Source organism: Anaerolineales bacterium, assembly GCA_037382465.1.
In the GTDB taxonomy this organism is placed as follows: Bacteria; Chloroflexota; Anaerolineae; order Anaerolineales; family E44-bin32; genus WVZH01.
This window is the reverse complement of the sequence record JARRPX010000030.1, coordinates 35067-46859: the sequence shown is the minus strand read 5'-3', so window position 1 is coordinate 46859 and position 11793 is coordinate 35067. Positions and strand designations below refer to the sequence as shown.

The window sequence follows — 11793 nt, the reverse complement described above, 5'->3', positions numbered from 1 at the left end:
GCAGGGCACTCGAGTCACCCGGTCCACCGAAAGAGCTGGCGTCCAGGGAGACCAGGATCGGGCGGCGGTCGCCGATCATCAGTCTGCGGATTGCGCTCATCACGACCGGACCCGCAGCAGCGGTGATGACGATCACCGTCGATCCTCGAGGAATCCGGGGATATTCGACACGCAAGACTTGATCAAGGTCGTGGACACCGTCCGCATTCAAAACTGCCAGAGATTCCAGCAGCCGATAACGCTGCGCTTCTCCACGATCTGGTTGAATCACGTGCCTGGCGTCACCGTATGCGATCAGCCCCACCGATCGGTCGAGATCCAAAAAATGAATGCCAAGCGAAGCTGCGGCAGCGATGCCGTATTCATCTGAAGCAAGCGGAAGGCGCGTCTCCCCGACGATCCACACGCTTCGCTCGTCCTGGTCGAGTCGATCCGTTTTCACATATCGATTCTTTCGAGCGGCATCGAGAAGCAGCCACACTTCTCCTTGTGGATCCAGCTCGAATTCCTTTACGATCAGCCTTTGACGTTTTGCCGTTGAAGGCCAATGGATGCGATTGAGGTTGTCGCCGGCCGAATAATCACGGACCGAAGCGACGTTGGGAGTCACCTGATGCGTGCGTTTTCGGATCGCCTCTCCGCCTGAAATTCGGCCGGTCGGAGTCGAAAATCTCCGGATGGGGACGACCATCGGCAGGACCAGCAGATGTTGGGAGGAAGGGACATCCCTTTTCACCGGGAACAACCCAAACAAATCCCCGGAATGCAGCTCCAACGGGCCAATTCTATAGCGTCCGCGCCGTGTACACACCGTACGTTGGATCCAGGTTCGACGATGATGTGACCCGAGGTTGATCGTAACGGTGGAAGCACGATGACCACTCCGATCGTCCAGCCCGCGGCGCCCAAGCCCCGCCACCGTCGAGGTGACTTTATATCCGGGCAATTCGGATTTGTCCCTTGCTTCGATCCAGATCTTGGGAATCCGGCTCTCGTTCACCAACGTAAACCGTTCCGTGAACAACTGGCCGACCTGGGCACGCGTGGAGAATGCTTCCCGCTCAAGCCGGACACCGAGCAAGGTCAACCGCGCCCAAGTATATGAACTTACGAGGAGAAAACCCCAAAGGTAAACCAGGTTATAGAAAAGGTCTCGCCCGGTGATAAACGCCCCCAATATGCTGACTGTGAAAAGTGCAACAACGACACGAGCACGACTCGTCATTAATCTATCTCACCGCCCGGCACTTTCACCTGACTCAGAATCTCTTCGATGATTTGCCGCTCGTCGACTTCGCGGATTCGCGCCGTCGATCCGACGATGAGACGGTGAGCGAGCGTCGGTACGGCAAGCCGCTTGACGTCATCGGGAAGAACATAGGAACGGCCCAAGATCGCCGCCAGGGCCTGGGATGTCCGGAACAAGGCCAGGCTCCCACGCGGGCTGGCTCCCAGATAGACTTCGTTGTGCCTGCGGGTCATGTCGACCAAATCGACGATGTAGCGCTTGATGTCGTCAGAAATCGTCTGTTCGCGGACTGCCTTTTGCGCGTCGATAATTTCATCCACGGACACGACTCGTTCGAGATTTTCGATCGGGTGAACGATCTGCTGTTCCTCCAGCATGCGAATCTCATCGGGACCGTCCGGATAGCCAAGATTGATTCGCATTAAAAAGCGGTCCATCTGCGCTTCCGGCAGCGGGAAGGTGCCCTCGTATTCAATAGGGTTCTGTGTGGCCAGGACCAGAAACGGCTCCGGTGTGTGATGGGTCACACCGTCGACCGTCACCTGACCTTCTTCCATCACCTCGAGCAACGCAGCCTGCGTCTTGGGAGTCGCCCGGTTGATCTCATCCGTCAATACGATTTGATTCAGGATCGGTCCGGGGCGAAATTCAAACTCGCGCGTCTTCTGATTGAATATCGATACACCGGTGACGTCGCTGGGCAGCATGTCAGGTGTGAATTGAATACGATTGAACGTACAGCCGGTCGATTTGGCGATGCTCTTGGCCAGCATCGTTTTTCCCGTGCCGGGGACGTCTTCGATCAAGACGTGACCCTGGCAGAGCAGGCCGATTACCGTCAAACGGACGGCATCAGCTTTGCCCAGGATCACATTTTCAACATTTTTGATGATTTTTTCTGCTATAGATTGGATGTCTGTCATCGATACTCCATTCGCTGATGAGATTAAAGCATACCTCACAACGGACGATACGTCCCGTATACGCTTTCGGGACTGTTCATTCGAACGTGGAAATTATTCTAGTACAGATTCCCTTATTGTGTCTACCGGCGCGGCCAATCGTTTTTCAACCGTTGAGCAGCACTGCGATCAGCGGGATCCATAAGAGCGTATAGTTTAGCGGTTTGTGCAGCTTGTTGCGAGCCGCGAATAGCAAAACCGCGAGCACGAAGCCGCTCGCAAAGCGTAAAAGTCCCAGCGGTTCCCGAATCGTTGAAAAAGGCAGGAACAGAATCACCATGCCGTTGATGAGAAGGTTGACGTTCTCCGCGGCGATTCGCCGCCGCCAAAGCTCCCGCGCCGAGACCCAAATTCCCCAGATCGCAGGAAGAAAAATCGTCGGCCCGAAGATGACGATAAACAATCCCAGCGCCGGAAGGGACACAAAGCCGATGCGCCAGAGGCCCATCAACGGGATCCACTCGAACGGCGTCGATTTGGCGCCTCCACTGCCAATACCGGGAGCGCCAAAAACGCGCCACAACCAAACCTGCCAGCCGGCGTAAAGGACACCCACGACGATCCAGGGCAAAACCGCCTTCCAGCGGCGTTTTCCGATCAGGTCGGAGAGGAACAGCGCAAGCCAAATAATCAGAATGGTTTCCTTGGCGAAAAGCGCCAGCCCGATCAAAACCGCACTCAAAACCGACTTACCGCGTTTCCGGGCCAGCCAGGCGAGGGCTGCCAGGCCGTAGGCCAGTGGCTCATGCAGTTGCAGGCCTACGGCGGAAACCAGACCTACCCACAACCCATAGCTCAATGCATATCGTGTCTGGGCGAGTAAATTGATCGCCAAAAGCGCCCAAGGAATTGCGGTTGCGTGTCCTCCCGTAAAGAAATGCGCCAAAGCGGGCAGCAGGATTCGCTGATAGCGATAAGCCGGGACATCGAGTTTATCGGAGACCGTGGCGGGATTCAGATCGACCGCGATGTAGTAGGTGAACTGCCCATCGTAGCCCTCGGTTCCTGCTGGATCGCCCTCCGAGAACTGCGTGCCAATTTCCGCCAGCGCCACAACGTTCCAATCGTAAACAGCCAGCCGCGCGACGATGTACGCGCCGGCAACGATGAAAGTGACCCACAGCGGCCAAGAGCGTTTCAGTCTCGAAAGCATCGCCATCCCTGCACGATCAACAGGCAAACTGCCATGATGCTCAGGTAAAAACCGATCCGGAGTGATAATGGTCGATACTCGAAGCGAATATAATGTTCTCCGGCGGGAACCCGGACCGCTCGAAAGAGAAAATCCGCCCTGTAGTTTTCCGTCGGAACGTCATCAATGCTGGCTTCCCATCCCGGAAACCATGTGTCCGACAGCACGACCCAGCCGTCGACCGGAGCGATCGATCGAATGATTACCACGTTGGGGTCGTCGGTTTCTACGATTGAGGCACTTCCCCTCTCCACCTTATCGACTTCCTCCGTGTCGAACGCCCATTCGAGGACGACGGTCTCCTGCACATCGAATTCCTCGTCCATGACCGTCTCGAATGCATAGTCGTATGAAGGCGCGAGAATCGCGCGCGAAATCCAACGCACGCGCTGGGGAGCGGGAATCTCCCTATAGATCAATGACATGTCTCCGGATGGATCGATGACGGCCTGCCAGCGCACATCCATGAGCGCAAGCAGCTTGGTCTGGTGGGCGCTCGATACATCCTGCAGCCCATTCATCCACAGGACGTACCGCTGGGGCAGAAGCGGATCGAAATTATTCGCCGAGGGTATACCATCCAGGAGAGTCGTGTCGGGTAAACCGTATTTACGCACGAGATGCCAATCCTCCTTGTTCAAGTACGTAGCGAAGCGGTGCGTCCACTCGAATTTGAGTTCGTCCTCGACTTCTGCATCCATGTAGACACGATGATCGCTTCCCAACGACTTCATCGTAACGCCTGGATCCTCAAAAAAGGATGGTGAAACGGAAGGAATCAAGCCGCGGCTGGCGACGAGAAGATCGAGCAAGACGATGCACCCTGCCAGGAGATTCCAGCGCAGCGATGTACGTTCAGGTTTCAAAAGCACCAGGATTCCGGAAGTGACGAACCAGACTCCGGCGAGGATAAAAGCTCGCACGAAACTCGCTTCGACACCACCGAGCAGCTTCGTCGATGCGACCGCCGCCACGCCGATGATACCGGCTCCCGCCGTTCCAAGCCGTATCCAATACAGGGCACGCCCGGTTGGTTTTTTCAACCGGTCGATGCCGAAAGCAGCGAGTAATGCAAACGAAAACACGAAGACGATGTTCCAACGCGAAGGGGCCTGGAACATATTGAACGTCGGCACAGGTTGAAACAGGAAAGGATAGATCGGTGTGTTTCTGCCCAGCGCCAGGACGAGCGCAGAGACGCCCAGAACGGTCAAGAAACGGATCGTGCCCCGTCGATCGCTTTTCTTCCGCCAGCCCGAAATCACGGCGTAAACCGAGAGCAGGAACGGCAGCACGCCAAAATAGACGGCGTCCTCCCAATAATGTCCGTATCCCCAATAATCGCCCAGAGCGGGACTGCCAAACAAGCCGGGCAGCACCAGACAAAGCAGCCGCCAGGGCCAAAACGAGTAATTCAAGGCGAATTCGGCATCCAACGTGTCCGCCCGATACGAATGCAGCGTGTACTCGAGTGTGGGAACCAACTGAACGGCGCAGAGTGCAAAGGCAACCAAACCAGCAAGCCCAACATACGACACGACTTTTATTGCTTGCTTGAGATCCCTGCTGCCGGCCAACCTCCATAATACCCAGGCGACGAGGACGGTCGCGGTGTACCAGGCAGTTTGAGCGTGTCCCGCCAGCCACTGAAAGCTCAACACGATGCTCAGCAAACATCCCGATTTTATGATCTCACTTCGGTCTGCAGCACTTCGGCTCAGGTGAACGAGGCGATCGGCCGCAAGAACGATCCAGGGAAGCCACGCTGCCGCAGCGTTGATCGACAGAAATCCGCTGCGGGCGACGAGATAACCGGAAAGGCTGAATCCCATTCCGGCGATTGCCCTCGACAGTACCCCCAATCCCAAACGCTGCGCGAGGAAATACATCCCCAGACCCGCCCAGATCAAATGCAGTCCCACGAGGAGTCCTTGGCCCCAGATCGGACCTACGAAATAGAGCAGGACGTTTGGAGGGTACAGGAGTGCGATTTGGTAATTTGCAAACAGTGGAGCCCCCATGCCCAGAAGTGGATCCCAGAGCGGCAGGTGGCCTCGCTTGAGAATCTCGAATGCGTAAGTACGCCACGGGACGAACTGCAGAACAGGAGTGCCCCAAAACAACGCACGCCCGCGGACCAACATTGGGCCGAATAGAATCGACGGCCCGAGGATGACCAAAAACCATCCAAATCGATCCTTGATCCGAAGGCGAGATAATGCTTCGGAGACGCGCTCGAGTCTACCTTCCATTCCGTCTTCCATTCCGGATCTTCAAATCAACGACCTGAAGCATCCGGCCGGTACCGGTATACAGAATATTGGCCGTTTTCGAGCACCAATTCAAGGGCGAGATTCGATACCGGTTCCCAGCCGCCCAACACCTTTTCACGTGGACCGTACCAGACGTAGTTTACCTTCCACGCTGAAAGAAAATCATCCGCCTGGTCTTCGTTCATCGCGCCCGCATAGAAACGCTCGACTTGCGGTTCGAGCAGACTCAAATCCGCGCTCTCCGGCCCGTGGCCGATGACGACGCGCACCGGCGCGTAGGCGGGCAATGCATTTCCCGTCTCGAACCCGGTCAAGACGACCGAGTCTGTTTCGACGATACGTGCCAGCATCTTGAAAGTGTTTACCTCTTCCGCCGGCTGGTAGATAGGCGCGTCCGGCACAAGTACCTGGCGGATCCCGCCAAGGATCAGGATCAGCGATGAAAGCAGGCTACACAGCGTAACGACCGCGATGATCCAGCGCTTCGCCGTGCTTCGATTGAATTTCCATTCCGAAAAGCCAAGCGCCGCAAAGAGAACGATGGCAACCCAAATGCCCTCCGGCAAGCGGCGTTGCAGGTTGTGCGGAGCATACGCCAGAAACGGGAATGCAATGACCCAGGCAAGCGGCAGCAATGCAGCAGCCCAATGACGCCGAAACTGGCTGCGTATGCCGGCGATCATTGGGATCAGAAGTAGTCCGTAAGCAAACAAATAATGACCCGGATGCGGCGAGAGAATGCGATTCTGTTCGGTCCATTTCTTCAGGAAAGGATCCTGTGTGAAGGAAATGCCGATATAGATCACGAGCGGTAAGGCAGGTATTCCGCTGCGCAGTGCGGCGAAAAACCACGGTCGCCATTCATCCATCGCGCGCCGGCGGATGAAGAGAAGTAAAAGCAGCAACTGATGCACGCCAATGATCACAAACGCCGTGACGACGGAGAGCGGTTGTACCAACGTGAGGCCGAGGAAACAAACGCCCGCGATCCAGCCACGGCGTGCAGATTCGAAGGCGCACAGGTAACTGGTCATGCCGAAAAGCAGCAAAGCCCTGGCCAGCACCAAATGCGGTAGGCCGTAGATGGCCAGGAAGCCGAACGACTCCGGAGAATAAAAATCGAGGGGCAGATCGCCCTGCCACGCCGCATTGCCCGAGAGAACGAGTAGCCAGCCCAGCCCGCCGCCGCATGTAACCAGCACCGTCGCCCATCGACGCCAGAAACTTGATTCGATGAACAGGGAGATGAACTGATACACCGCCAGGACGACCAGCGGGATCGTCAACACTCGAAACAGGTGGAAGATCGATACCAATTGAAGGTGCATAGCTTCGCCCGAGGCGAGTTTGCCAAGCAGCAGGTAGGGCAAAAAGGCGATCACGCCGCGCTGATCCAGACTGGAATACGGCGTTTTGAACAGCCAGGCGCCGGAAGAACCGCTAAGCATCTTGGCTATATACGAATTCCCATCGTTGACGCCGAAGACAAACCCCGAAAACACCCACTCTGAATTTTGATTGGCGAAACCCAAAAAGTACGGCAGCGAGGTGATCAAGATCAGAATCCCCGCCAGGCCTAAGGTCCACTTCAGCTCATTCCGGTTCATCGTTTTACCCATAGGAGCGCAATAAAGAATAGAGTGAGTACGCTTATGAATCCACCCCAGCGAACCAACGGAGGCTCGAAGGAAAAAACGACTTCGTGCCGGCCCTGCGGTACGTCAACGCTGCGCAGAAGTTCGTATACGCGTTGGATTTCGCCGGGAATACCATCGATTTCGACATACCAGCCCGGATAGTCTACTTCGGACAGAATCAGCCGGCCAGGACCGGTTGCGTTGAGCAGGATGCGATTGGGCGTCCACAATGAAATTTCGATTGTCTCGGGTTCGATCGCCGCATCTTCGGAGATCATCCAGGCGTGCGGCTTGACCATTTCGTTGCGGTAGATATACACGCCATCGACGACTGTCTCGAGCGGGGCGTCATCCGCTTCTATCGGAAAATCCGAGACAATCGAAGCGACGCTTAAATACCCCAGTTTCTCCATGTTCAAATCGAGGCTTCTGGCTTGTCCAGGACCGCCTGTCGGGAAAGGCGGAAGAGAAACAGAGTATTCTCGCGACGAGAAACCAACAGCCGAAGCCAGATACTCCTGATAACGTCGAAGCTGCGAGGGATTCACGCCATCGGCCAGTTCGATCTCAAATAAAGCCGCAGTCTGCTGCGGGATGCTGTAGGAAGGGGAAAAGGTCCGCTCCCCTTGAAGTTTCGCCGCGAGACGGGCGACACCGGATCGCTCGCTCAATTTTCCAGTCATAGGCTGCACCTCGAGCGCGCGGAAGCCGACGAGAGAGTAATCTGCGGCGATGAGCAGCACCCAAATAATTACCAGCGAACGAGGCTGGAGACGATTTTGCGTTGAAATATTCACCCACAGGAAAGCCAGCACGGCGACGAGAGCGACGCCAAGCAAGATCCCCGATCCCTCTTGTGTGGCCAGCCACAATCCGACGCCGAACATTACGACGAGCGCGCTGAGAGCCAACGACGCAAGGTGTATCGCAGGGAGATCCTTCGTACGCCACCTCGCCCGTGCGATTTGGTCCATGCCGATCCCTGCAAGAACGGCCAGTCCGAACGCAGCTACAAAAAGAAATCGTGGCGGAACGCGGAGCAGCTTCATTCCGGGAACGATTCGGATCAAAAGCGGATAGAGTGGGAATTGGTCTCCGAGCGCCAAAAGCCACGACGCGATTACGACCCCAACCCAGAAACGGGCGTTCGTCCGCTCTGCGATCAACGCCACGAGCACCAGCTGCAGGACTCCGATTCCGGCGTACGCAAGCCATTCCGGCTGATCGAAAAACGGCACCAGGATGCCGACCAGCCGAGAATACGGCATCGACAGCGTGGTCATATCCCGGATCGTGAGCAGGGACCGCGTGGAGTTGACCACGAGTTCACCCATGGGCAGGAGCAACACCGCAGCCGACCCCACGGCAATGATAGCGGATATGGACCCGGTTGTAAGCAGCGATCTGATCGAGGCTTTGATACGTGCTTCAGGCGACTCAGCGGTGAGTGTGTAATGGATCGCGTAGGCCAGACAGAGCAAAGCAAGTGGAACGGCCCAGCGCGGATCCGCAATAAACGAGAGACCAAAGATCACGCCCGTCAAAGCACTCCACCGCACCCAACGCCTTTCGCCGCTGCGTTCTGCATTCATCGCTTTTCGCAGCAGAAGCAGCACCCACGGTGTCCAACTCACGGCGCAGACAAAACCGAAGTGGCCCAGTCCGATATGCGCAAACCATTTCGGCGCTCCACACCACGCCAACCCGGCGGTGAGCGCGCCTGCATTGCCGAACCCAAGCGAGCGCATCCAACAATACATCCCCCAGCCCGCCCAGGCGAGGTGCACCCAGAACAACAGGTTGAAAGCAAGTTGAATCGGCAGGACCACCGCCAGCCAATTGGGCGGATACCAGAGGCCGGAAAGCGGATCGGCGGCAAAGGGCATTCCACTGAGAATCATCGGGTTCCACAGTGGGACCTGTGTCCAGGTTTGCAGGCTCCGTCGCAGGAAATAGGCGTTCGGCCAATGCGATATGAGGATGTCGGAGTATTCCGCGCCCCGCCAGACGAGCAGATCACCGGGACGCGGGATGATTTTTACCAGCCAGAGTACGCAGACGAGAAGGAAGAAGAGGGGAACGAGAATCAAGCGGAGATCGCGGCGTTTCATGAGTCGTCCACCCGTAGGATGCGAACGTCGTGTCCCACGAATACCGTCGTGCATAATGAAAGCCACGTCGGGGAGCCGATGCTTCTTTCCCGCCAGCCGTAATACACGTAATCCACGTCGAGGGAAATCAAACGTTCGAAACCCACATCGCCGGGGCCGTCCCAACGGAATAACTCGTCGATCAACGCTTCCTGCGGCCCGGCGTCGGGCGTTTCGAACGGATGACCATACAGCACGCGCACGTCGGCAAACGCCGGCAAACGGTTGCCGGTATCCGGCGCAGCGAGTATCAACGAGCCATGCGGGATAAGATTGAGCAACCAATAATCGGCCACTTCACCCGGCCGGTAGATGAAATTGGGGTCCGATCGATTCACGCGGTCGATCCCGGTCAGGACCACGACCAGGTTCGAGGGGAACGTGATGAGGATCGCGGCGATCAAGAGCAGACGTCGACGTGCAGGATTCGAGACGATAGTGTTCAGCCCGATCGCGGCGAGACAGGCCAGGGGAAAGTAAAGGCCGAGTGAGAGTCTACGCTGCAAATCGAACGGTGCGTAGAGAAACAGGAAATTGCTGACTGACCAGACGATCAGCAATCTTCCCCTCGCTGAGGATCGACTGTCGCGGCGAACGGCGGCGGCGATGGCCAACAAGAGAACCGGACTGTAGCCGATCAAATAGGCGGATATCGGCGGCGAGGGGGTTTGATTCTGCTGCGTCCACTGCGCGATGACGGGGTGATTTTTCGTCAGCCATAAATCATACAGCAGGAACGGCCCCGCACCGACTGCCAACGCCAGAAAAGACGTGAAGCGGGCCCGATTGTTCCTCCAGGCACCCCGCCAGTTTTGTTTGTGAAGAAGAATGTCGCTCTCCCAAACCAGCCACAGGATCAGGAAGACAAAGAGACTTGCCAGGGAGAAAGGCAGCACGATCGCCAGAAGCAAACCGCACACCCCGGCAACGAGAACTCGTTTGCGAAGGCTGCCCTCCTTCACGATCGCGAGAACGGCGCCAAGCAGCAGAAGGTTCGCCAACGGAAAGTGCGCGTTGGTATATGCCGTCTGGAAAGGAATGGATTCCGGGATTGAAAGGTCACTCGTTTGAATCCTCAGAAGGCCGAAGATCCAACCCATTCCAGCGCCGAATAACGAAAGCAGAAAAGCAGCCCAGGTTTCGAATTTATTCTGCAAGAAAGTCTTGAAGAAATAGAAACCCAGCCAGAACAAGCCAATACCGGCTAAAAATCTCGCTGCATGAAAAAGGGTAATCAGTGGAATCTGTAGAAAATCGGCAACGTGCCCGAGAAATATGTAGTAGCCGTATAAAAAGGCCGCACTCCCCGGATTGGGCGCATACGGAAGACGGAAAAGCCATTCCCCCTCAGCACCCTGACGCATCTTCGCCAGGTAACTAAATCCATCGACGGGGTTGATTAAAAAGCCCGTGAACGTATTTGGCCTTGCGGCCTGGATCGCAACGGCGTACGGAGCGACGGTCCCCAATGCAACAAGAAGGCAAAGGCCGAATGCGATACGCCGCTCGGTCTTTTGGCTCATGCGTAGAATTGTACGTCGAGCCAGGCACTTACGCCACGACAGGTAACATCGATCGACCCGAAAATTCTTGCTCCAAAGTCTCAGTTGCGTCTATAATCCCTGCATGAGCCGCGTTTCAAGCCTCTATCGCCTGCAGCAAATCGACCTGAGTCTCGACCGCGCACATGCGCGTATCGAGGAAATCGATCAAACCCTCGCAGACGAAGAAGAGATTCTGCAGAAGAAGAAAACGCTCGAAACCAAGAAGGGTAAACTCGAGGCTGCACGCAAAGCGCACACCAAGGCCGACGATGCTGTCAGTGCACAGCGCGACAAGGTCAATCAAACTGAGCGCACCCTCTACAGTGGTACGGTTCGAAATCCCAAGGAACTTCAAGATCTCCAACAGGAATCCGAATCCCTTAAACGGTACTTAGTGACCCTTGAAGATCGTCTCCTGGATGCTATGATCGAGTTGGACGACGCCGAGAAGACGTTCGATGCGGCAAACGACGATCTGACGCAAAGCGAGAATTCACGTGCATCCCTGCACCAGGACTTGCTTAAGGAACGAGAACGACTGACGATGGAAATCGGCCGCTGCGAAGCCGAACGAGAAGCGGCGGTGTCCGATGTCACCGCAGAGGATCTCAAGTTGTACGAATCCTTACGCAAACGCTTCTCCGGTATGGTGGTCACATTGGAACGAGATTCGAGCTGCAGTGCGTGCGGCGTAGAGTTGGCGCGGTCGATCCGCCAAGAGATCCGCACCGGTGATGATCTGATTCGCTGTCGCCAATGCGGGCGCATATTGTATGCAGGATGACG

General features: G+C 56.3%; 8 protein-coding genes. 1 reads left to right on the top strand and 7 read right to left on the bottom strand.

Annotated elements, in window-relative coordinates; genetic code table 11:
• The 7 genes from P8Z34_09465 to P8Z34_09435 form a co-directional block, all read right to left on the bottom strand.
• On the bottom strand, positions 1 to 1225 hold a 1225-nt coding region (locus tag P8Z34_09465; GenBank protein ID MEJ2550897.1), incomplete at its 3' end, for a DUF58 domain-containing protein.
• Positions 1225 to 2172 carry a MoxR family ATPase gene (locus P8Z34_09460; protein ID MEJ2550896.1) on the bottom strand — a complete coding sequence of 316 codons (948 nt, stop codon included), beginning with the start codon at positions 2170 to 2172 and terminating at the stop codon, positions 1225 to 1227. The genes P8Z34_09460 and P8Z34_09465, both read right to left, overlap by 1 nt.
• A 145-nt stretch (positions 2173 to 2317) precedes the next feature.
• Positions 2318 to 3364: a hypothetical protein gene (locus P8Z34_09455; GenBank protein ID MEJ2550895.1), complete on the bottom strand. Its 1047-nt coding sequence runs from the start codon at positions 3362 to 3364 to the stop codon at positions 2318 to 2320.
• Positions 3349 to 5667: a YfhO family protein gene (locus P8Z34_09450; GenBank protein MEJ2550894.1), complete on the bottom strand. Its 2319-nt coding sequence runs from the start codon at positions 5665 to 5667 to the stop codon at positions 3349 to 3351. The genes P8Z34_09455 and P8Z34_09450 overlap by 16 nt, the downstream gene beginning before the upstream one ends.
• Positions 5668 to 5681: 14 nt before the next feature.
• Entirely contained in the window at positions 5682 to 7283 is a 1602-nt protein-coding gene (locus P8Z34_09445; protein ID MEJ2550893.1) for a hypothetical protein, read from the bottom strand.
• Complete coding sequence (locus tag P8Z34_09440; protein MEJ2550892.1) at positions 7280 to 9424, bottom strand: YfhO family protein; 2145 nt, start codon at positions 9422 to 9424, stop codon at positions 7280 to 7282. Before P8Z34_09440 ends, P8Z34_09445 begins: the two co-directional genes overlap by 4 nt.
• Positions 9421 to 10986 carry a hypothetical protein gene (locus tag P8Z34_09435; protein MEJ2550891.1) on the bottom strand — a complete coding sequence of 522 codons (1566 nt, stop codon included), beginning with the start codon at positions 10984 to 10986 and terminating at the stop codon, positions 9421 to 9423. Before P8Z34_09435 ends, P8Z34_09440 begins: the two co-directional genes overlap by 4 nt.
• A gap of 103 nt (positions 10987 to 11089) precedes the next feature.
• Here P8Z34_09435 and P8Z34_09430 point away from each other — a divergent pair, with 103 nt between their 5' ends.
• On the top strand, positions 11090 to 11791 hold the full coding sequence (locus P8Z34_09430) for a C4-type zinc ribbon domain-containing protein (protein ID MEJ2550890.1): 702 nt from the start codon (positions 11090 to 11092) through the stop codon (positions 11789 to 11791).
• Positions 11792 to 11793 lie beyond the last annotated feature (2 nt).